Annotated in this window: 20 protein-coding genes; 15 read left to right on the top strand and 5 right to left on the bottom strand. The window is 72.4% G+C overall.

All coding sequences use genetic code 11. From position 1 onward, the window contains the following. Positions 1-20: 20 nt before the first annotated feature. Genes AB0B33_RS19055 through AB0B33_RS19040 form a run of 4 tightly spaced genes read left to right on the top strand, consistent with a single transcriptional unit; the run spans position 21 to position 3,638 of the window. A complete protein-coding gene (locus AB0B33_RS19055; protein ID WP_247011453.1) occupies positions 21-500 on the top strand; it encodes a nuclear transport factor 2 family protein in 480 nt (159 codons plus the stop codon). After that, positions 497-1,687: a hypothetical protein gene (locus tag AB0B33_RS19050; protein ID WP_360773256.1), complete on the top strand. Its 1,191-nt coding sequence runs from the start codon at positions 497-499 to the stop codon at positions 1,685-1,687. The genes AB0B33_RS19055 and AB0B33_RS19050 overlap by 4 nt, the downstream gene beginning before the upstream one ends. After that, positions 1,684-2,472 (top strand): SDR family oxidoreductase, encoded by a 789-nt coding sequence (locus tag AB0B33_RS19045; RefSeq protein WP_360773253.1) that lies wholly within the window; start codon positions 1,684-1,686, stop codon positions 2,470-2,472. Before AB0B33_RS19050 ends, AB0B33_RS19045 begins: the two co-directional genes overlap by 4 nt. A gap of 8 nt (positions 2,473-2,480) precedes the next feature. Continuing rightward, the gene (locus AB0B33_RS19040) at positions 2,481-3,638 is read left to right on the top strand and encodes a sulfotransferase (RefSeq protein ID WP_360773251.1); all 1,158 of its coding nucleotides are present in this window, start codon (positions 2,481-2,483) and stop codon (positions 3,636-3,638) included. Here AB0B33_RS19040 and AB0B33_RS19035 read toward each other — a convergent pair. After that, on the bottom strand, positions 3,629-4,213 hold the full coding sequence (locus AB0B33_RS19035) for an XRE family transcriptional regulator (RefSeq protein WP_360773248.1): 585 nt from the start codon (positions 4,211-4,213) through the stop codon (positions 3,629-3,631). The genes AB0B33_RS19040 and AB0B33_RS19035 overlap by 10 nt on opposite strands. Positions 4,214-4,304: 91 nt before the next feature. On the opposite strand from AB0B33_RS19035, the gene AB0B33_RS19030 reads away from it, so the two are divergent. Together AB0B33_RS19030 and AB0B33_RS19025 are read left to right on the top strand one after the other, a co-directional pair. Then, positions 4,305-4,892 (top strand): class I SAM-dependent methyltransferase, encoded by a 588-nt coding sequence (locus tag AB0B33_RS19030; protein ID WP_360773245.1) that lies wholly within the window; start codon positions 4,305-4,307, stop codon positions 4,890-4,892. Beyond that, the gene (locus tag AB0B33_RS19025) at positions 4,892-5,329 is read left to right on the top strand and encodes a DinB family protein (protein WP_360773242.1); all 438 of its coding nucleotides are present in this window, start codon (positions 4,892-4,894) and stop codon (positions 5,327-5,329) included. Before AB0B33_RS19030 ends, AB0B33_RS19025 begins: the two co-directional genes overlap by 1 nt. A gap of 24 nt (positions 5,330-5,353) precedes the next feature. Here AB0B33_RS19025 and AB0B33_RS19020 read toward each other — a convergent pair whose 3' ends face one another. Beyond that, positions 5,354-7,024 carry a GGDEF domain-containing protein gene (locus AB0B33_RS19020; protein ID WP_360773239.1) on the bottom strand — a complete coding sequence of 557 codons (1,671 nt, stop codon included), beginning with the start codon at positions 7,022-7,024 and terminating at the stop codon, positions 5,354-5,356. Positions 7,025-7,169: 145 nt separating this feature from the next. Between AB0B33_RS19020 and AB0B33_RS19015 the strand changes: the two genes are divergently transcribed. After that, positions 7,170-7,520, top strand: a complete 351-nt coding sequence (locus AB0B33_RS19015; protein WP_360773236.1) for a metalloregulator ArsR/SmtB family transcription factor — start codon at positions 7,170-7,172, stop codon at positions 7,518-7,520. Then, entirely contained in the window at positions 7,517-8,152 is a 636-nt protein-coding gene (locus AB0B33_RS19010) for an SRPBCC family protein (protein ID WP_360773234.1), read from the top strand. The genes AB0B33_RS19015 and AB0B33_RS19010 overlap by 4 nt, the downstream gene beginning before the upstream one ends. On the opposite strand, the gene AB0B33_RS19005 is transcribed toward AB0B33_RS19010, so the two are convergent. Continuing rightward, positions 8,149-8,505 (bottom strand): PASTA domain-containing protein, encoded by a 357-nt coding sequence (locus AB0B33_RS19005; protein ID WP_360773231.1) that lies wholly within the window; start codon positions 8,503-8,505, stop codon positions 8,149-8,151. The two genes, AB0B33_RS19010 and AB0B33_RS19005, sit on opposite strands and share 4 nt — an antisense overlap. A 62-nt stretch (positions 8,506-8,567) precedes the next feature. Between AB0B33_RS19005 and dgt the strand changes: the two genes are divergently transcribed. The 5 genes from dgt to AB0B33_RS18980 all read left to right on the top strand — a co-directional run bounded on the left by dgt (position 8,568) and on the right by AB0B33_RS18980 (position 16,438). Continuing rightward, the gene (dgt, locus tag AB0B33_RS19000) at positions 8,568-10,130 is read left to right on the top strand and encodes a dGTP triphosphohydrolase (protein ID WP_247011432.1); all 1,563 of its coding nucleotides are present in this window, start codon (positions 8,568-8,570) and stop codon (positions 10,128-10,130) included. Between the two features lie 580 nt (positions 10,131-10,710). After that, complete coding sequence (locus AB0B33_RS18995) at positions 10,711-13,581, top strand: S8 family serine peptidase (protein ID WP_360773228.1); 2,871 nt, start codon at positions 10,711-10,713, stop codon at positions 13,579-13,581. A gap of 58 nt (positions 13,582-13,639) precedes the next feature. After that, on the top strand, positions 13,640-14,287 hold the full coding sequence (locus AB0B33_RS18990) for an acVLRF1 family peptidyl-tRNA hydrolase (protein ID WP_360773225.1): 648 nt from the start codon (positions 13,640-13,642) through the stop codon (positions 14,285-14,287). Positions 14,288-14,422: 135 nt separating this feature from the next. Continuing rightward, the gene (locus tag AB0B33_RS18985; RefSeq protein WP_247011426.1) at positions 14,423-16,051 is read left to right on the top strand and encodes an ABC-F family ATP-binding cassette domain-containing protein; all 1,629 of its coding nucleotides are present in this window, start codon (positions 14,423-14,425) and stop codon (positions 16,049-16,051) included. A gap of 177 nt (positions 16,052-16,228) precedes the next feature. Beyond that, positions 16,229-16,438 (top strand): helix-turn-helix domain-containing protein, encoded by a 210-nt coding sequence (locus AB0B33_RS18980; RefSeq protein WP_003071237.1) that lies wholly within the window; start codon positions 16,229-16,231, stop codon positions 16,436-16,438. On the opposite strand, the gene AB0B33_RS18975 is transcribed toward AB0B33_RS18980, so the two are convergent. After that, on the bottom strand, positions 16,425-17,765 hold the full coding sequence (locus AB0B33_RS18975; protein ID WP_360773221.1) for a glycosyltransferase 87 family protein: 1,341 nt from the start codon (positions 17,763-17,765) through the stop codon (positions 16,425-16,427). The two genes, AB0B33_RS18980 and AB0B33_RS18975, sit on opposite strands and share 14 nt — an antisense overlap. 33 nt (positions 17,766-17,798) lie before the next feature. Further along, positions 17,799-18,650: an LLM class flavin-dependent oxidoreductase gene (locus AB0B33_RS18970; RefSeq protein WP_360773217.1), complete on the bottom strand. Its 852-nt coding sequence runs from the start codon at positions 18,648-18,650 to the stop codon at positions 17,799-17,801. A 71-nt stretch (positions 18,651-18,721) separates the two neighbouring features. On the opposite strand from AB0B33_RS18970, the gene AB0B33_RS18965 reads away from it, so the two are divergent. Next, positions 18,722-19,162, top strand: a complete 441-nt coding sequence (locus tag AB0B33_RS18965; RefSeq protein WP_360773214.1) for a MarR family transcriptional regulator — start codon at positions 18,722-18,724, stop codon at positions 19,160-19,162. Positions 19,163-19,260: 98 nt separating this feature from the next. Continuing rightward, positions 19,261-21,132, top strand: a complete 1,872-nt coding sequence (locus AB0B33_RS18960; protein WP_247011419.1) for an ABC transporter ATP-binding protein — start codon at positions 19,261-19,263, stop codon at positions 21,130-21,132. Positions 21,133-21,183: the final 51 nt, after the last annotated feature.

The raw sequence follows: 21,183 nt of genomic DNA, 5'->3' as shown, positions 1-21,183 counted from the left end.
CGGTGCGGGACCCTAGGACGATGGACCTGGTCGTACTCGAAGAGATCCGCCGGCTGAAGTACCGCTACCTCCGCGCGGTCGACCTGAAGCAGTGGGACGAGGTGGCCGACACCTTCACCGCCGACGCCACGGCCGACTACGGGACCCGCGCGACCGGCGAGGACGGGAAGCACTTCGAAGGGCGCGACGCCATCGTCGCGTTCCTCACCGAGAGCCTCGGCAACGGCATCATCACCGTGCACCACGCAGGTCAGCCCGAGATCGAAGTCGACGGCGACACCGCGACCGGGCGGTGGTCGTTCACCGACAAGGTCATCGTGCCCGAGCACAAGGTGATCATCGAAGGTGCCGCGTTCTACGAGGACACCTACCGCCGCGAAGCCGACGGCGCCTGGCGCATGACGCACATCGGCTACGTCCGGACGTACGAGTCGATGCTCTCCTGGGCGGACACCCCGGGCTTCCGGCTGCTCGCGAACCGCTGGGCCGTGCCGGCATGATCGAGAACGAGTTCTCGTTGACCCGGCCGTTCGCCGACGCCATCGCCGAGGCCGAGAAGCTGATCGCCGGAGCGCCGCACGTGAAGACCGAGCAGGACCTCCTCGAGGGTTACGACTACCTCGCCGGCAGCATCCGCGCGTCGGTGCAGATGGCCTGGGCCTACCAGCGCGACTTCCCGTACTTCACCGCGTCCACCGGGCCGTACACGAAGATGGGCCTGGACAACCCGGACACCCTCTACTTCAACGCGAACATCCGCGACGACCGCGAATACCTGGTCACCGGCGTCCGCGGGACGACCGCCGACCTGAGCTTCCAGGTCCTCAACGGCGACTACTCGCCGGTCGTGGTGCCCGACAGCCTGACCGCGTTCGACGACCGCGCCATCGAAATCGGTGAAGACGGCCGGTTCGAACTGCGCTTCGGCCCGGCCCGCGAGAACCCGGGCCCGAACTACTTCACCCTCGGCAAGGGCTCGTCGATGCTCGTGGTCCGCGAGGTCCACAGCGACTGGGCGACCGAGCGGCGCGGCGAGATCCGGATCCGGTGCGTCGACACCGCCGGGCAGGCGCCACCGGTGCCCGACCGGACGGCGCTGGCCAAGCGCTACGGCGTCACCGGCAAGATGCTGCTGAGCCGGCTCAAGACGTTCCTCGCCTTCCCGAAGTGGTTCTACTACGACCTGCCGGTCAACACGATGACCGAGCCGCGGTCGACCCCCGGCGGCCTGACCACGCAGTTCTCCTCCGCCGGCCACTACGAGCTCGGCGACGAAGAGGCGCTGATCGTCACCGTGCCGCGCTGCGCGGACGCGCCCTACCAGGGCATCCAGCTCGGCAGCCTCTGGTACGTCTCGCTCGACTACATCAACCACCAGACGAGCCTCACCGCCGACCAGGCGCGCGTCGACCCCGACGGCAAGATCCGGTTCGTGATCAGCGAGCGCGACCCGGGGCTGGCCAACTGGCTGGAGCGCACCGGGCACGACCGCGGGTACGTCCAGATCCGCTGGCAGCGGCTCAACCGCGACCTCGATGCGGCCGACGGCCCGGTGGTCGAGGTGGTCAAGGTGGACGAGCTGCCGGACCGGCTGCCCTACCACGAGGAAGCACGCGTGACGCCGGCCGAGTGGACGGCGCGGATCGCGGCGCGGCAGGACGCCGTCGCCGCCCGGATGCTGGGGTGAGCGTGGCGGATCTGTTGCAGGGCAAGGTCGTCGTGGTCTCGGGCATCGGGCCGGGACTCGGCCGGTCGATCGCCGTGCGGAGCGCGGCGGCGGGCGCGGACGTCGTGCTCGCCGCGCGCACCGAGTCGCGGCTCACCGAGGTCGCCAAGGAGGTCACCGACCTCGGGCGCCGCGCCGTCGCGATCCGGACCGACATCGACGACGCCGGCTCCGCCGAGAACCTCGCCAACGAGGCACTGGAGGCGTTCGGCCGCGTCGACGCGTTGGTGCACAACGCCTTCGCCGTCCCGCCGCTGACCGATCTGGCCACTGTGGACCTCGACGCCGTCCGGAAGGGCTTCGAAACCGCGGCGATCTCGGTGCTCCGGCTGACCCGGCTGTTCCTGCCCGCGCTCAAGGAGAGCAAGGGCTCGCTGGTGATGATCAATTCGGCCGTGCTGCGGCATTCGCGGCGCACGTTCGGCGCGTACAAGATGGCGAAGTCCGCGCTGCTGTCGCTGTCGCAGAGCCTCGCCAGCGAGGTCGGCCCGGACGGCGTCCGCGTCAACACCGTCGCGCCCGGCTACATCTGGGCGCCGAACCTCAAGTGGTACTTCACTTACCTGGCCAAGGAACGCGGGATCACGCCCGAAGAGGTCTACGCCGAAACCGCGTCCACGATAGACCTGCGCAAGCTGCCCGAGCCCGACGAGATCGCCGACGCCGTGGTGTTCCTCGCCTCGCCGATGGCGCGCGCGATCACCGGGCAGTGCCTCGACGTCAACGGCGGCGAGTACCACCACTAGGAGGTTCGATGCTCCCCGGCCGCGAAGACGTCGGCACCGTCGAAGACCTGCACGCGTCGGCGTCGAAGCTCACCGGGCTCGACGACTTCGGCACCGGCGAATACCTCGAGGGCCTGCGCGTGCTGCTGGAGTCGTACGAGGCCGACGAGGACCTCACGCCGTTCGGCAACAAGGTGCACCGGGCGATGCTGCGCGGCGCGCTCGTGGCGCGGCTGCTGAGCGAGGCGTCCTGGAAGCAGAACCCGGATCACGCGGACGTCCGCGTCGAACGGCCGATCTTCGTCACCGGCCTGCCCCGCACCGGCACCACCGCGCTGCACCGGCTGCTCGTCGAGGACCCCGCGCACCAGGGTCTCGAAGTGTGGCTCGCGGAGGTCCCGCAGCCGCGGCCGCCGCGGGAGACGTGGGCGGAAAATCCCATTTTCCAAGGGATCCAGGCCGGGTACGAACGCCACCACGTCGAGCACCCGGAGTTCATGGGCGTGCACCACATGTCCGCCGACCAGGTGGAGGAGTGCTGGCAGCTGCTGCGCCAGTCGATGCGCTCGGTTTCGTTCGAGTGCCTCGCGCACCTCCCGCGCTACTCGCGCTGGCTGGCCAAGGAGGACTGGACGGACGCCTACGCCCGGCACCGGCGCAACCTGCAGCTGATCGGGCTGCCGGACGCGGGCAAGCGCTGGGTGCTCAAGAACCCGAGCCACCTGTTCGCGCTTGACGCGCTGATGGCGAACTACCCGGACGCGCTGGTGATCCAGACGCACCGGGCGCCGCGGACGATCATGGGCTCGATGTGCAGCCTCGCCGAAAAGGCCGCGGACGGCTGGTCGACGAAGTTCCGCGGCGAGGTGATCGGCCGCGGCCAGCTCGACCTGTGGGCCCGCGGCGCCGACGACTTCCTGCTGGCCCGAGGGCGCTACGACCCGGCGCAGTTCTGCGACGTGGCCTACGAAGACTTCGTCGCCGACCCGATCGGCACGGTGTCCACTGTGTACGACCACTTCGGACTCGAGCTCACCGGCGAGGCGCGGGCGGCCATGACCGCGGTGCACGGGCAAAGCCGGACGGGGGAACGGAAACCCGTGCACCGGTACAGCCTCGCGGACTTCGGCTTGACGCCCGAGGAAGTCGACGAGCGGTTCGCGGGCTACCGGGCGGCTCACGGCTGATCGTCGCGCGGCCGGACGTGCACGCGCTCGCCCTGCAGGCCGAACAGGATCAGCAGCTCGACCGCGCGGCCGTCGGCGGAGCCCAGCCAGTGCGGCGCGGTCGTGTCGAACTCCGCGGCCTCGCCCGGCGGCAGGTCGAGGTCGCGGTCGCCGACGACCAGCCGCAGCGTCCCGTTGAGGACGTAGAGCCACTCGTAGCCGCTGTGCGTCTGCGGTGTCGGCTTGGCGGGCTCGCCGGTGGCGGGGATCAGCATCTTGTACGCGTGCACGCCGCCGGGGCGGCGGGTGAGCGGCACGAAAGTCATGCCGTACCGGTGCACCGGGTGCAGGTGGACGCGCGGGTCGCCGGTGCGCGGGGCGCCGACGAGGTCGTCGAGCGGGACGTCGTAGGCGCGTGACAGCGGCAGCAGCAGTTCCAGGTTCGGCCGCCGCAGCCCGCTTTCCAGCCGCGACAGGGTGCTTTCCGAGATCCCGGTCTCGGCCGAGACCCCGGCCAGGGTGCTGCCGCGCAGCCGCCGCAGCGCGCGCAACCGCGGCCCGACCGCGTCCAGGACGGTGTCGATCTCCTCGCTCATGCCCCCAGTCTTGCCGGTCCGGCAAGTTTTCGTGCGCCGCCGAGGGCACGCGGGGCACGGTGAACGCCGTACCCCCGCACGAAGGAGAGTCATGGACGCCGTCCGCTTCTGGGACGACCACTACCGCGAGCCCCGCACCACCCGGGTGAACCCCCTGCTCGCCGAGATCGCCGCCGAACTGCCGCCGGGCACGGCGCTGGACCTGGGCTGCGGCGCCGGCGGCGACGCGCTTTGGCTGGCCGCGCGCGGCTGGCGGGTCACCGCGGCCGACATCTCGGCCAACGCCGTGGCCCGCCTGGCCGAGAACGCGCGCGGCCTGCCGGTGTCCGCGGTCCGGGCCGACCTGGCCGAGGAGTTCCCGGCGGGGGAGTTCGACCTGGTGTCCGCGCAGTACTTCCACACGCCGTTCGAGCTGCCGCGGGCCCGGGTCCTGCGCACCGCGGCGCACGCACTGCGTCCCGGCGGCCGGCTGGTGGTCGTCGACCACGGGTCGGCCGCGCCCTGGTCGTGGAACACCGAGGGCGACTTCCCCACGCCGGAGGCGGTGTTCGCCGAGCTGGAGCTGGACGCCGGCTGGCGGGCGGAGCGCGCGGACGCGCCGCGGCGGGTGGCGACCGGCCCGGCCGGGCAGACCGCGACGGTGACCGACCACGTGCTGGTCGTCCGGCGGGCCGCCTGATGGCGCGCCGGGACGCCGGCCCGCCGCGGACCGGCCCGGGGGAGCGGGAGGTGCTGCTGGGCTTCCTCGGTTACCTGCGTGCCGCGGTGATCGCGAAGGTCGACGGTGTCGCGGAGCCCGCGGTGCGGACGCCGGGGGTGCCGTCCGGGACGAACCTGCTCGGGCTGGTGAAGCACCTGACGCACGTCGAGCGCCATTGGGTCCTGGGCGAGCGGACCACTCGCTGGGCGGCGACCTTCCACGCCAAGCCGAGCGAAAGCGTGGAGGACGTCGTGGGCGCGTACCGCGAGACGGCGGCGAGGGTGGACGCGGCGGTGACGGCCGGCGACGTGGCGAGCCTGCGGTGGGCGCTGACCCACCTGATCGAGGAGACCGGCCGCCACGCCGGCCACATGGACATCCTGCGGGAGCTGATCGACGGCGCAACCGGCCGTTGACCCGCGAAGGTTCGCCGGTGGGTGTCAACCCGCGGCGGCCTGCAAGCCGCGGGTGCCGATGCCGCGCAGGACCTCGACGCGCTCCGCGCCCGGGCGGCCGAGGACCCAGCTCGACCCGGGGACCGCCTTCGCGCGCTTCTTCAACGGCGCCAGCAGCCGCGAAACCTCCTGGTACGAACGGATCGCGTCGCTCGCGCAGACCAGCGTCGCCAGCGACACCGTCACCGGGAGGCCGTCGGCCGACCAGTGGCGGTCCAGCAGGGCGCCGGCCACCGTGGCGATCTCGTCGACGTCGCAGACCACCAGGAAGTCGTCGCCGCCGACGTGGCTCACCCGCATGCGGCGCAGGCCGCCGCTCAGGTCGGTGAGGGCGCGGCCCAGCTCGCGGATCAGGTTGTCGCCCGCGGCGAACCCCGCCGTGTCGTTGACCGCCTTGAAGCTGTCGATGTCGAGCCACGCCGCCACGAACGGCTCGCCGATGGTGATGCGGCGGGCGACGTCGCGGGCGACCGTGTCGCTGCCCGGCAGCCGGGTCAGCGGGTTCAACGCCGCCGCGGCCTCGACCTTCGCCTCGGCCACCCCGCGCACCACCTCGGTCACCAGCACGACGCCGAGGCAGCGGCCGACCTCGTCGACCACGACGACGTCGTCGCCGGTGCGGCCCCAGTCGGCGTCGGTGACCAGCTCGAGGAACTCCATCGCGCCGGCGCGGGCCTCGATCGTGTGCGGGGTGTCGGCGAGCCGGGCCGCCGGGCGCTTCGCGTGCAGCGCGTGCCCGTACGGGCCGGTCACGGCGACCAGGAACCGCGTCCGGTCGACCGACCAGCGCGGCCGGTTCAGCTCGTCCACCCCGACCACGCCCGAAGGCGCGTCGGCCGCCGCGAGCACTTCGCGGACTTCGTCGCACGTCGCGGACTCCGGCAACGTCGTCGCCGGGCGCAGGAAGTCGCCGACGCACTTCGCCGGACCCGGTGCGACGGCCGCCCGCGGCCGCGTCAGCAGGGCCGGGGCCGGGCCTTCCGCCGTGGGCGGGGCCAGCAGGTTGCCCTGCGCGATCCGGACGCCGAGCCCGCGGACGGCCTCGAGCTGGGCGTCGGTCTCCAGCCCCGTCGCGACCAGCCGCGTGCCGGTGCGGTTCGTGAAGTGCAGCAACGCCTCGACGACGGCGACCGCGGCCGGGTCGTCCGGCAGGCCGCGCAGCACCGTGCGGTCGAGCTTGACGACGTCGACCGGCGCGTCGACGAGCAGGCCCAGCGGCAGGTCGCCGCGGCCGAGCCCGTCGAGGGCGAGCCGGAAGCCCAGCTCGGTCAGCGTCCGCATCCCGGACAGCGCGCGCTCGCCGGGCACCGCCGCGAACGGCGGCCCGATCTCGAGCACGACGTCCCGGGTACGGCGGCCGGCGTCGCCGAGCTCGGCCAGCAGGTCGTCGAACATCGCCGCGGGCGCGGCCAGCGTCCGGGCGGAGAGGTTCAGGTGCAGGGGGAGCGAGGTCGGCTCTTCGGCGTCCTGGCGGACGGCGGCGATGGCGAGCCCGAGGTCGGCCTCGGCGAGCCGGCCTTCGCGGCGGGCCTGCGCGAGGAGGTCGGGGACCGTTCCGTGGCCGGGCCTGGCCAGCGCTTCGTGCGCCACGACACCCCCGGTCTGGAGGCTGTACAGCGGCTGGAAGGCGAAGCGGACCGCGCGTGGCGACTTCACGATCCGATCCTCGCGGCTGGGCCGCGCGAGCGAAACGGATGTCGTCTGATGTTCACCGGCGTTACCCACATCGGAGTAACTGCGCGTGACAACCGCCACTAGTTCATCCTTGACTTATATAAGTGCGGACTTGTAGCTTGGCCGGGTGCACGCGTTCGACGTCCTCGGCGACCCGGTCCGCCGCCGGATCCTCGAGCTGCTGGCCGACGGCGAGCGGGCGGCCGGCGCGGTCACCGAGGTGATCCGGGCCGAGTTCGGCATCTCGCAACCCGCCGTGTCGCAGCACCTGAAGGTCCTGCGGGAGAGCGGCTTCGCGGTCGTCCGCCAGGACGGGACGAGGCGGCTCTACGCGGTCGGGCACGCGCCGCTGCGCGACGTCGATGTCTGGCTCGACCGGTTCCGCCGGTACTGGACACCGCCCCTGGACGCACTGGCCACCGAAATCGCCCGCGGCAAGCGCGCCCGGCGCCTCACCGAACAAGGAGACTCCCCGTGATCGAAGTCAGCCACCAGATCAGCGCCGTGCGCCGCACCCTCGGCGACCGGGTGCTCGAGGGGAAGCAGGCCCGGGTGCTCACGATCAGCCAGGTCTACGACACCGACGTCGACGACCTGTGGGACGCCTGCACGAACCCCGAGCGCATCCCGCGCTGGTTCCTGCCGGTGAAGGGCGAGCTGAAGGTCGGCGGCAGTTACCAGCTGGAGGGCAACGCGGGCGGCACGGTCCAGCGCTGCGACCCGCCGAAGAGCTTCGCGGCCACCTGGGAGTTCGGCGGCCAGGTGAGCTGGATCGAGGTGCGGCTGACCGCGGAGGGCCAGGGCACGCGGTTCGAGCTGGAGCACGTCGCCCACGTCGACGAGCGCTGGGACGAGTTCGGCCCGGGCGCGGTCGGCATCGGCTGGGACGGCGCGCTGGTCGGCCTGGTCCTGCACCTGGCCAACCGCGGTTCGGCGGTCGACCCGGAAGCGGCGATGGCCTGGATGATGTCGCCCGAGGGCATCCGCTTCATGACGGCGTCGAACGAGGCCTGGTACGAGGCGGACGTCGCGGCGGGTGCGGACCCGGCGAAGGCGCGCGCGGCCGCCGACCGCACGCTGAAGGCGTACACGACCCCGCCGGAGGCCTAGCGGTCGGTGTACTTCACCGCGGTCAGGGTGATCACCGCGTCCGCCCGGACCTCGGTGCCGGGCGCGGGGTCCTGGCCGGTCTGCACCCAGTTGCGGTCGATCACCAGCATCCGGCCCTGCCCGGAGCCGTCGACCTCCCGCAGGTTGTAGAGCCCGGCGCGCTGCATCGCGTCCTGGGCGTCCTGGTGGTTCATCCCGGACACGTCCGGGACCTTGACCAGCTGCGCGGGCGCCGAGGTCGCGGTCTTGACGACCGTCGACGGGCCGGGTGTGCCGGGTGCGCCGGGTGTGACGCCGCAGGCGACCGGGGCGAAGGCGAGGACCGCGAGTGCCGTGACCATCCGTCGGGACATGCCACCGGGGTACCCACGCGCCTGCCCGCCGTTCAGGTGAATCGCCGGATAGGGTCGGGCGCATGGATCAGGAGACCGACCCGCGGACGGCCCGGCGCGACCCCGCGGCCGGCGCCGGCGGGTTCACCGACCTGGCGACCAGCCCGTTCCGGATCGACCGCGACCGGATCGCCGCGTCGCCGTTCTTCGCGCGCCTCGGCGGGGTGACGCAGGTGGTCAGCGCCGGCGGGGCCGGGCTGCTGCACAACCGGCTCACCCACAGCCTGAAGGTCGCGCAGGTCGCCCGCGCCATCGCCGAGCGCATCACCGCCGGGCCCGACGCCGGCCTCGCCGACAAGCTGGGCGGCTGCGACCCCGACGTCGCCGAGGCCGCCGCGCTCGCCCACGACCTCGGGCACCCGCCGTTCGGGCACCTCGGCGAGCAGACGCTCGACCGGATCGCCCGGCACCGCTTCGGCCTCGCCGACGGCTTCGAAGGCAACGCGCAGACGTTCCGGATCATCACCACGACCGACGTGCGCGGGCCGTCGGCGGTCGGGCTCGACCTCACCACGGCGGTGCGCGCCGCCGTCCTCAAGTACCCGTGGCTGCGGCTGCACCACCCCGCGCCGCACCCGTCGGCGATGGCCGTGCCGCCGCGCGGGGCCGGCGAGCCCGGCGACCTGCCGGGCACCGGCGCGGCCAAGTTCTCCGCCTACGCCACCGAACTCGACGACTTCGAGCACGCGCGCGCGGCGTTCGCGGGCCGCGTCGAAGGCTGGCAGCAGACCGTCGAGGCGTCCGTGATGGACACCGCCGACGACATCGCCTACGCCATCCACGACCTCCAGGACTTCCACCGCATCGGGGTGCTGCAGCACGCGCCGGTCGCCGCGGAGCTGGGGGAGTGGCTCGAGCACGCGGCCGAACTGGCGGCGCTGGACGACGAGGCGCTGCACGCGGACCTGCGCCGCCCGGGCCGTTCGCTGGAACGGCTGCGCCGCCGCATGCAGGCCAAGGACGCGTGGATCGTCGACGACGACGCGTTCGCCGCGGCCGTCGCGCGGGTGCGCGCGGAGCTGGTCGACGGGCTCTTGGCCGGGGAGTTCGACGGCTCGATCGAGGCCGAGCAGGCGACGGCGGCGTTCTCGGCGAACTGGACGGCCCGGCTGGTCGACGGCGTGGTCGTGCTCGCGTCGCCGTCCACCCGCACCGGGCACGTCTCGCTGCGGCCCGCCCAGTGGCACGAGGTCCAGGTGCTCAAGTTCGTGCACCGCCGGTTCGTGCTGCTGCGCCCCGACCTGGCGCTGCACCAGCGCGGCCAGGCCGGGCTGGTGACGAGCCTGGTCGACGCGCTCGACGCCTGGCTGCTCGACCGCGACGAGGTGTCGCGCCTCCCGCGCCGGCTGCACGACCTGGTCGAGCTGGCCCGAGCCGAGTACGACGGCTTGGCGCGGACGGCGCCGGAGCTGCTGGTCGGCGCGACGGGCGAGCCGGTGACCGGCGCGGACGCGGTGCGGGGGCTGGCCCGGGGCCGTGCGGTGGTGGACTTCGTGGCTTCGCTGACGGACAAGCAGGCGGTGACCCTTTTGGACGCGCTGTCGGGGCGGGCTTCGCAACCGTGGTCGGATTCGTTCGTGCTCTGAGCGTGCGGAGGCGGGCCGTCGGCAGCGGGCCGCCCGCTGCCCGCGCCGGCGGTGGGCCCGCCGAGGCGGTGCGGTCCGTGCGTTCCGGGCGGGTCGCCGCGCCGCCGGACCGCTGTTCGCTCGCGAGGTAAGGGTGAGCGCTGGCCGGTGGAGCGCCCGCGGAGGTGGGCGGGGCGGGCGGTCGCCGGATTCCGGTGGCGCACCGGCGTGCCGTGGCGGCAGGACTCGTTCGTGCTCTGAGCGCGGTAACGGCTTTCCCCTGCCGGCCGCGCGGTTGCACGCGCCCGCGGTGGTGATTGTGGACGTCCCAGCCGGTGGTCGCCCCTTGCGGTGGGGTCGTTGTCCCGCCCTTGTCCGGTGGGAAGTTCACCGTTGCGCTGAACGGCCTACGACATCCGGCTCGTTCCGGAAATTACCCGTCCTTTGTCACTCGAACGGCGGGTTCTTACGTAGTACACACCGTACTTAGCTTGATCCTGCCGGTGATCACCGGCGGTCGGTCAGCGTGAGTCGGGGCACGCGCCTGGAGATTCGGAGGGCGCCCGTGCGTCGTACCCGTTCCAACAGATCGAGATCCACTGTGCTCACCGCCGGAGCCGCGGCCCTGCTCGCCGCGCTCGGCTTGGTTTCCCCACCCGCGGCGGGGGCCGCCGCCGCGTCCACACCGGACGCCTTCACCGAGACCGCCCAGCAGCAGATCGCCGCGCTGCAGGCGGTCAAGGCGGGCCGCACCGCCGTCGAGTCCAAAGTGGACAGCAGGCTGCTCGTCGCCGAAAAGGGCGTCACCAAGCAGCTGAACGCGCTCCAGTCCGGCGTCTCCGCGGCGGGGACCGTCCTGGTCGACGTCCGCGCGAGCAAGGTCTCGCCGGACCTGATCGCCGGGCTCACCAAGGCCGGCGCGGGCATCCGCGCGGTGTCCGACCGCTACGGCAGCGTCCGGGCCGAAGTCCCGGTGGCGAAGGTCAGCGAGATCGCCGCCCGCGGTGACGTCCAGCGCGTCGAGCAGGCCGACGGGGCGATGACCGCCCGCGAGCTGGCCACCCCCGCGACGACCCCCGGCAAGACGGAAACCAAGCAGCAGAAGGCCGACCGCATCGCCGGCGAGCTGCAGAAGGCCGTCAGCGCCAAGTCCCAGCGCAGCGCCGCCGCGGCCGCGACCCTCACCAGCGAGGGCGACCGCGCGCACAACGCCGACATCGCGCGCCAGCAGTTCGGCGTCACCGGCGTCGGCGTCAAGGCGTGCGCCCTGTCCGACGGCGTCGACTCCCTGGCCGCTTCGGTGGCCAAGGGCGAACTGCCGCCCGACGTCGACGTCATCGCCGGCCAGGAGGGCGACGGCGACGAGGGCACCGCGATGCTCGAGATCATCCACGACCTCGCGCCCAACGCGAAGCTGGGCTTCGCCTCCGCGTTCAACTCCGACGCCAGCTTCGCGGACAACATCCGCAAGCTGCGCTTCGAGTCGCACTGCGACGTCATCGTCGACGACGTCATCTACTTCAAGGAATCGCCGTTCCAGGACTGGATCATCGCCCAGGCCGTGAACGACGTGACCGCCGACGGCGCGCTGTACTTCTCCTCGGCCGGCAACGAGGGCAACGTCGCCAGCGGCACCGCCGGGCACTGGGAAGGCGACTTCGTCGACTCGGGCAAGTCGGTCGGCAAGTTCGCCGGCACCGCGCACAACTTCGCCGGCGCGGCGGGCAACCAGATCTTCGAGCCGATCTCGGACGCCTCTTCGGCGGGCGTCCCGGTGACGCTGCACTGGTCCGACCCGATCGGGCACTCGGCCAACGACTACGACCTCTACCTGCTCAACTCCGCGGGTGCCGTGGTCAGCTTCAGCCAGAACGTCCAGGACGGCACCCAGGACCCGTTCGAGATCCTGCAGACGCCGGCCTTCGGCGGCACCGGGCTGCGCCTGGCCGTCGTGAAGTTCTCCGGGGCGAACCGCTACCTGTCGCTGTCCGCGCTGCGCGGCCGGTTCTCCGACTCGGCGGACGGCCTCAAGGCCTTCAACACCCCGGGCGTGACGGTCGGCCACTCGGCCGCGCGGGACGCCTTCAGCGTCGCGGCGGCCCCGGCGGCCAAGGCGTTCGGCCGGCTCCTGGAGCCCGGTGACCCGGCCAACCCGGCCGGCCCGTACCCGGGCGCGTTCAGCGGCGCCACCAAGGCCGAGCGGTTCACCTCCGACGGCCCGCGCCGCGTGTTCTACCAGGCCGACGGCACGCCCATCACCCCGGGCAACGTGTCTTCGACCGGCGGCGAGGTCCGGAACAAGCCGGAGATCACCGCGGCCGACGGCGTCACCACCAGCGTGACCGGCTTCAACCCGTTCTTCGGCACTTCGGCCGCCGCACCGCACGCGGCCGCCATCGCCTCGCTCGTGCTGTCCGGCAACCCCGGGCTGCCCCCGTCCGAGGTCCGCGAAGCGCTGATCAACACCGCGATCGACATCGAAACCCCGGGCCGCGACAACTTCACCGGGTCCGGCGTCATCCTCGCGGACAAGGTGCTGGCCTACACCGGCGCCAGCCCGCAGCCGCTCGCGGTGGCCAAGCAGCCGACGGTCACCCCGGCCGACGGCGGCTCGGCGCTCGACCCGGGCGACACCGCCAAGGTGACGCTGCCGGTGACCAACGACGGTGACGGCACCGCGGTGTCCACCAGCGTCGTGCTCACCAGCCCGACCCCGGGTGTCACGGTGGCGCCGCGGTCCAAGTCCTACGGCACCATCAGCCCGGGACAGACCGGCGTCAACGACTTCACCATCACCGTCCCGGCGAGCCAGCAGCTCGGCGTGCCGGTGGTGCTGAACGCCCGCGTCACCTTCGCCGGCGCGCACTCGCCGACGACGCAGACGTTCTCGCTCCCGGTCGGCACCCCGTCGCCGGTCGCGCAGGACTTCGCCTACACCGGCGCGCCGGTGGCGATCCCGGACAACAGCCCGGTCGGCGCGTCGGTGACCATCCCGGTCACCGGGGTCGGCCGCGCGTCCAAGGTGACGTTCTCCGTGGACGGCACCACGTGCAGCACCGACCCGGCCTCGACGACGGTGGGCCTGAACCACTCCTACGTCGGTGACCTGGTCGGCACGCTGACCGCGCCCTCGGGTGCGAAGGCGACGGTGTTCCAGCGCAACGGCAGCTCGGGCAAGAACCTGTGCAAGGTCGTCTTCGCCGACAACGCGGCGGCCGCGTTCAGCACGGTGACCTCGGCGAACGCGCCGTTCACCGGCACCTGGCGGCCGACGCAGTCCCTGACCGGCGGCCTGACCGGCGCGGCCGCGGACGGCACGTGGACGTTCGGCGTGGTGGACGCGGCGGGCGGCGACGCCGGCTTCATCCGCTCGGTCGCGCTGCACATCAACGGGTTCGTGCAGCCCCCGGCGGCCGGCGCGCCGTCGAACGTGCGGGGCGTGACGAACAACGGCCCGGTGCACCCGCTGTAAGCAGTTTCCCGACGCGGGGCCGTCGCGAAGTTCGCGGCGGCCCCGTACCGTTTTCCCCGTGAAACCCCAGGAAGTCGCGGGCGGCGGCCGCGCGGTCGAGGTACCGGCCGAGCGGCTCGAGGGCTTCTTCGCGCGGTTCGCGGAACGGCACGGCGGGATCGCCGCCACCGAGGCCGGGCCGGACGAGGTCCGGGTGACCGCGGCCGACGGGTCCACCGCCACCGCGACCGTCCCTTTCGGACCGCTCGACGAACCCTCCCTCGACGCGCTGCTCGCGCACGTGCTCCTGCCGCGGCGGATCGCGCTGCTGCTCGTGCGGCTCGGCAGCCACAGCGCCGGGATCGCGCGGGCCGGGCGGGTCGAGGTCTCGCGCACCGACCGGCACCTCGTGCAGAGCCGCTCGGCCGCGGGCGGCTGGTCGCAGCAGCGCTTCGCCCGGCGTCGCGCGGGACAGGCGCGCCACGCGCTCCAGGACGCGGCGAAGGACGCCGTCGAGGTGCTCGTGCCGCGGTTGTCCGAAGTGGACGCCGTGGTGCTCGGCGGCGACCGCCGCGCTCTCGACGAACTCCGCGGGGACCGCCGGCTGGCGCCGCTGTTCGCCCGCGCGGAGCCCCGCGTGCTGGAGGTCGGCGAGCCGAGCTTCGCCGTTCTCCAAGAGGCGGCCGTGCGCGCGACGTCGGTGCAGGTCACGCTGCGCGACGGGTGAGACCGCACACGTCCGGAAAAACCCGTGGGCCCCGCCCCGTACACTGGTCTCCGTGGATATCCAGCTGGAGTGACGCCGCGGCCCGAGTGGCCGCCTGTCGCTGTCCTCCGTTCACCCCCGTCCACGGGAGTTCCCTTGATCACGGCCACCGGCCTTGAGCTGCGCGCGGGTTCGCGCATCCTGCTCAACGGCGTCACCGTCCGCATCCAGTCCGGCGACCGCATCGGCCTCGTCGGCCGCAACGGCGCGGGCAAGACCACCTCGCTGAAGGTCCTCGCCGGCGAGGGCGAGCCGCACGCGGGTGAGGTCCGCCGCAGCGGCGAGCTCGGCTACCTGCCACAGGACCCGCGCGAAGGTGATCTTTCGGTCACCGCGAAGGACCGCGTGCTCTCCGCGCGCGGCCTCGACAAGCTGATGCGCGACATGGAGAAGGCGCAGGCCTCCATGGCCGAGCTCGTCGACGAAGCCGCGCGCGACAAGGCCATCAACCGCTACGCCCGGCTCGAAGAGCGCTTCGCGTCCCTCGGCGGGTACGCGGCGGAGAGCGAAGCCGCGCGGATCTGCTCGAACCTCGGGCTCGCCGACCGGATCCTCGCGCAGACGCTGCAGACGCTCTCCGGTGGTCAGCGCCGCCGCGTCGAGCTGGCCCGGATCCTGTTCGCCGCGGCCGAAGCGGGCGCCGGCGGCAAGTCCGAGACGATCCTGCTGCTCGACGAGCCGACCAACCACCTCGACGCCGACTCCATCAACTGGCTGCGCGGCTTCCTCAAGCAGCACGACGGCGGCCTGGTCGTGATCAGCCACGACGTCGAGCTGCTCGGCGACGTCGTCAACAAGGTCTGGTTCCTCGACGCCACCCGCGCCGAGCTCGACCTGTACAACATGGGCTGGCAGCGCTACCTCGACGCGCGCGCCACCGACGAGAAGCGCCGCCGCCGCGAGCGCGCCAACGCCGAGAAGAAGGCGTCGGCGCTGCAGCAGCAGGCCGCGAAGCTCGGCGCGAAGGCGACGAAGGCCGTGGCGGCCAAGAACATGGCGCGCCGCGCCGAGCAGATGCTGTCCTCGCTCGACGAGACCCGGGTGGCCGACAAGGTCGCCCGGATCAAGTTCCCGGACCCGGCGCCCTGCGGCCGCACGCCGCTGACCGCCGAGGGCCTGTCGAAGTCGTACGGCTCACTGGAAATCTTCACCGGTGTCGACCTCGCGATCGACCGCGGTTCGAAGGTGGTCGTGCTCGGCCTGAACGGTGCGGGAAAGACCACTTTGCTCCGGCTGCTCGGCGGAATGGAAACCCCGGACACCGGCGAGATCCTGCCGGGTCACGGAATGCGTTTGGGCTATTACGCACAGGAACACGAAACTCTTGATCATGATGCGTCGGTGTGGGAAAACATCCGACATCTCTCTCCGGACACCGGAGCGCAGGAGTTGCGGAACCTGCTGGGTTCGTTCCTCTTCACCGGCGAACAACTCGACCAGCCCGCCGGCACGCTTTCCGGCGGCGAGAAGACCCGGCTCGCGCTGGCCGGCCTGGTCTCCAGCGCTGCCAACGTCTTGCTGCTCGACGAGCCGACGAACAACCTCGACCCGGCCAGCCGCGCGCAGGTCCTGGATGCCTTGCGCAGCTTCTCCGGCGCCGTCGTCCTGGTGACCCACGACCCGGGCGCGGTCGAGGCCCTGGAGCCGGAGCGGGTCATCCTGCTGCCCGACGGGACCGAGGACCACTGGTCGGCGGACTACCTGGAACTCGTCCAGCTCGCCTGAGGGTGCGTCCATTCGGGTGCAAGATCACTCCCGGTGAGGCACTGGAATGGCCCAATGTGATCGCAATTTCGGTCGTTTTACGGCTGTCGTCTGGCAATCCGGCGCTCAGTGTTCGATCATTGCCCCGGCAGGGGCCGATATGTGGCCCAGAACACTCTCGGCGGGAAGGCGATCGACGTGGCTGATCTCAAGAAAGGCGCGCGGATCACCGGCAACACGCGCGACAAGCTGGCCGCTGACCTGAAGAAGAAATACGAGAAGGGCTCGAGCATCCGGGCCCTCGCGGAGTCGACGGGCCGGTCCTACGGGTTCGTGCACCGGGTGCTGTCGGAGTCCGGAGTCCAGCTGCGGGGGCGCGGCGGGGCCACCAGGGTCAAGAAGAAGTAGTCGCGGACTGCTGCGCGGGGGGCGCAGCGGGATCTTCGGCCACGCGGAACACCAGGTGGGCCCCGAGCAGGACCAGCGGGTACACCAGGTAGCCGTAGCGGGTGGCCGGGGTCAGCAGGATCAACGCGCCGAGTCCGACGGCGACGCGCAGGAGCGCGTCGGAGCCGTTCGCGGGGGGCCGGCGCACCAGCCAGACCAGCACGGCCACGGCGGCGGCGCCCACCAGCACGAACGCCGTCACCTGGCCCACCACGCCGAGACCGGCGATCAGGTGGCCCGGCAACGGGCTCGCCGCGGGCGACCGCACGGCGCCCATCCCGAGGGGGAACCGGAAGACGTGTTCGACGAACGCGGCCGGGTCCACGAGGTACACGGGCAGGTGCAGCGCGGCCGTCGTCGCGACCAGCGCGGCGAGGAACCGGGCCAACGCGGGCTTTCCCCGGCGTACCAGCACGAACACCGCCAGCACCGCGGCCGCGGGCGCGACGATGAGCTTCGCGCTGATCACCAGCGCCAGCACGAGTCCCGACCAGGCGACCCGCCCGGTGGCGGCGAGCGCGCAGGCCAGCACCAGCAGGCCGACGATCGCGAGATCCGGGCCGGCGACGGCCCAGGTGAGCGCGGTGAGCGGGCAGGCGAGCGCGAGCTGCGCGGCCCCGACCGGCACCTTCGGCCACTTCAGCAGCTTGAGCGTGCCCAGCACGCAGGCGCAGGCGGCCAGGGCGAACACCCAGCGGGCGTCGGTGAGCGCGTCCGCCACCGGGGAGCCGCCGAACACCGCCCGCGGCAGGCCGAACAGCGCCATCACCGGACCGTAGGGCGTGTAATCGTTTACCTCGGGGGGCCGGCCGAGCGCGGTGACGTCGACGTACGGGGTTCCGTGGTGCAGCAGCAGATCCGCGGACCGCTCGATCACCCAGACCTCGGGCTGCGCGGCCCACGAGAACGGCGTGATCAGCCAGTCCACTCCGGTCAGGCGGCGAATCACCAGAAGCGCCAACGGAAGGATCATGGCCAACAAGCCGACGGCGGCGATGCCGCACCAGCGTGAACCGAGCACGCCGCGCGGTGCGCGGCCCCGGTGCGCGGACCACAGCAGCCACCCGCTGTGCAGCACGCCGAAGCCGTACGCGACCGTCGCGAAGTTGCCCCAGACGCGGTAGCCGTAGAACTCGGACTTGAGCGCGGTCGGCAGTGCGAAAGCCAGGCAGACGAGGTAGAACCCCAGGTCCCAGCGCACCGCGGCGACGTCGAGCGTGCGCGCCGGTGCGGTGAAGAGCCGTGCCGCGCGCCGCCATGCGGGCGCCCGGCCCACCTCCGTTCCCACCCGGTCAGGCTACCGAGGGGCCCGCCGCCCGGTTCAGCCGACGTCTCGCAGGCGGGGGAGGAGCTTCGCCGCCGTTTCGCAGGCCGCGACGACGCCGTCCGGTCCGCCGGGCATCAGGACCAGCTCGGTGAAGCCCGCCTCGACGTAGTCCCGCGCCAGCCGCAGCGCCGCGTCCGCGTCGGCGGGCAGCCGGAACTGCACGGCACGGCGGATCGTCGCGGGGTCGCGGCCGACGGCGGCGCAGTGCTCGTCGAGGACCCGGGAAAGCCGGTGCAGCTCGGCGATCGCGGTGCCGGGCAGGGCCGCGTTGAGCCAGACGTCGGCGTGCTCGGCGACCACCCGCAGCCCGCGCTTCTCGCCGCTGCTGCCCAGCCACAGCGGCGGTTTCGCTTGGCACGGCTTCGGATCGCTCACCGCGCCGGTCAGCGTGTAGTGGCGGCCGGGGAAGTCCGTCGACGGCAGAGTCCACAGCAGACGGAGGATTTCGCAGGCCTCGGCGAGTCTTTCGACGCGTTCGACAGCCGTCGGGGTCGGTGTGCCCATCATCGCGTCGGTGCGGGTGTCGCCGCCCGCGCCGAGCCCGACGTCGAGGCGGCCGCCGGAGAGGTGGTCGACGGTGGCCGCGATCTTCGCGAACGTGCCCGGGTGCCGGTTGGTGTTCCCGGCCACCAGACATCCGATGCGCACGCGTTCCGTCGCTTCGGCCATCGCGGCCAGGAGGCTCCAGCCGTCGAAGACGTCGCCGGTGCGGTCCGGGCCCATCGGGGCGAGGTGGTCGAACACCCAGCAGCCGTCGAAGCCGGCGTCGTCGGCGATCGCCCAGGTCTCGCGGAGCTCTTGGATGCCGAGGTGCTGCTGGGGTGGCTTCAGTCCGATCGTGGTCACGGGCTCTCCTGATTATCAGTACTACAAATCGTCAGTAAAACTGACGATCAGCGTAGGGGTAGAGTCTTCCCGTGTCCAGCGACCTCGAAGCACCCCCGGCCGTCACCCGGCGGCTCGGTTACCTGCTCAAGCGCGCCCAGGCGCGGCTCGCCGAGCTGGCCGAGCCGCTGTACGAGCCGCTCGGCGTCACCGGGCGGCAGCTCGCGCTGCTGGCCCTCTTCGGCGACGGGCCGGGTCAGTCGCAACAGGACGGTGCGGCGCGGCTCGGCGTCGACCGGACGACGATGGTCGCGCTCGTCGACGAGCTCGAGGCCAAGGGCCTGGTCCGGCGCGAGGTCGCGCCGGGTGACCGCCGCAAGCGCCTGGTGACGCTGACGGGTGACGGGGAGCGGGTCCGCGAAGCGGGAGAAGAGGCCACGCGGCGGGCTGAGGCACTGTTGCTGGCACCGTTGGCCGCCGAGGACGCCGAAGGGCTGCGGAGCGCGCTGGAGCGGGTTGTTCGCGCGGAGTGAACGGCCACGGGAAGGAAACGGGCGATGGTGGCGTTGTCCAGGTCATATCCGGAGAAAACCTCAGCTAAGGTAGAGGTTTAGAGACTGGGGGTTTTCCCATGGACAACATGTGGGGACTGTGGAGTTCGGCGATGCGCGCCGACGACGTGCCGAAGGGGCTCAGCCGCGGCACGCTCAAGCGCATCGCGCGGTTCGCCCGGCCGCATTGGCGGCGCCTGCTGGCGTTCCTGGTCCTGACGGTCGTCTCGGCCGTCCTGGCCGTGACGACGCCGGTGCTGGCGGGCAAGGTGGTCGACGCGATCGTCGGCGGCCACGACCTGCCGGTGGTCGTCTGGCTCGCCGTCGTCATCGCCGCGCTGGCGATCGCGGACGCCGGGTTCGGCCTGATCGAGCGGTGGCAGTCCGCGCGCATCGGCGAGGGCATCATCTTCGACCTGCGCCGCGCGGTGTTCGAGCACGTGCAGCGGATGCCGGTCGCGTTCTTCACCCGCACCCGCACGGGCGCGCTCGTTTCGCGGCTCAACAACGACGTCATCGGCGCGCAGCGCACGTTCACCGCGACGCTGTCCGGGCTGGTCACCAACACCATCCAGCTGGCGCTGTCGCTGGCGGTGATGCTCACGCTGTCCTGGCAGGTCACGGTGATCGCGCTGGTGCTGCTGCCGATCTTCGTCATCCCCGCGCGCCGGCTCGGCCGCCGGATGGCCGGGTTGCAGCGGGAGGCCGCGAACCTCAACGCCGGCATGACCACGCAGATGACCGAGCGCTTCTCCGCGCCGGGCGCGACGCTGGTGAAGCTCTTCGGCCGCCCGGTGCAGGAGGCGGACGACTTCGGGGTGCGGGCCGGGCGCGTGCGCGACATCGGCGTGCGCACCGCGATGCTGACCCGCTGGTTCATGACGAGCCTGACCCTGGTGTCGGCGCTGGCGCAGGCGCTGGTCTACGGCCTCGGCGGCTACCTCGCGCTGACCGGCAAGCTCGCGCCGGGCACGGTGGTCGCGCTGGCGCTGCTGCTGACCAGGTTGTACGCGCCGCTGACCGCGCTGGCCAACGTGCGCGTCGACGTCATGACCGCGCTGGTGTCGTTCGAGCGCGTCTTCGAGGTCCTCGACCTCGAGCCGATGATCAAGGAGAAGCCGTCGGCGCGCGCGTTGCCGCCGTCCGACGGGGTCGCGGTCGAGTTCGCCGACGTCCGCTTCGGCTACCCGGCGGCGGACCGGTATTCGCTGGCGTCGCTGGAAGACGTCGCGACGCTCGACCACCGCGGTGGCGAGGAGGTGCTGCACGGCATCTCGTTCCGCGCCGAGCCGGGCCAGATGGTCGCGCTGGTCGGGTCGTCCGGGGCGGGGAAGTCGACGATCGCGTCGCTGCTGCCGCGCCTGTACGACGTCGACTCGGGTGCGGTGCGGCTGTCCGATGTGGACGTTCGCGACCTGAGTTTCGCTTCGCTGCGGCAAACCGTGGGCGTGGTGACCCAGGACGGGCACCTCTTCCACGACACGATCCGCGCGAACCTGGCTTACGCGCGGCCGGGCGTCACCGACGACGAGATCTGGGAAGCGCTGGACCGGGCCCGGCTGGGCGAGCTGGTCCATTCGCTGCCGGACGGCCTCGAGACGACGGTGGGCGAGCGCGGTTACCGCCTGTCGGGCGGCGAACGCCAGCGGCTGACGATCGCGCGGCTGCTGCTGGCCCAGCCCAAGGTGGTGATCCTCGACGAGGCGACGGCCCACCTGGACTCGGAGTCCGAGGCGGCGGTCGGCGAGGCGTTGACCCACGCACTGGCCGGCCGGACGGCGCTGGTGATCGCGCACCGGCTGTCGACGGTCCGGGCGGCGGACCAGATCCTGGTGCTGGAGCACGGCGAGATCGTCGAACGCGGCACGCACGACGAGCTGCTGGCCCGCGGCGGCCGGTACGCGACGTTGCACGCGACGCAGTTCGCGGACGAGGAGCCGGCGGCGGTGTGAGCCGAGGGCCGGCGCGCGGGGCTGCCCGCGCACCGGGTCCGGTGGATGCTG

The sequence above is a fragment of the Amycolatopsis sp. NPDC049159 genome, from assembly GCF_040648295.1.
Classification (GTDB): domain Bacteria; phylum Actinomycetota; class Actinomycetes; order Mycobacteriales; family Pseudonocardiaceae; genus Amycolatopsis; species Amycolatopsis pretoriensis_A.
Note: the sequence above shows the minus strand (reverse complement) of the source record. Positions and strands in the feature narration are given on the sequence as shown.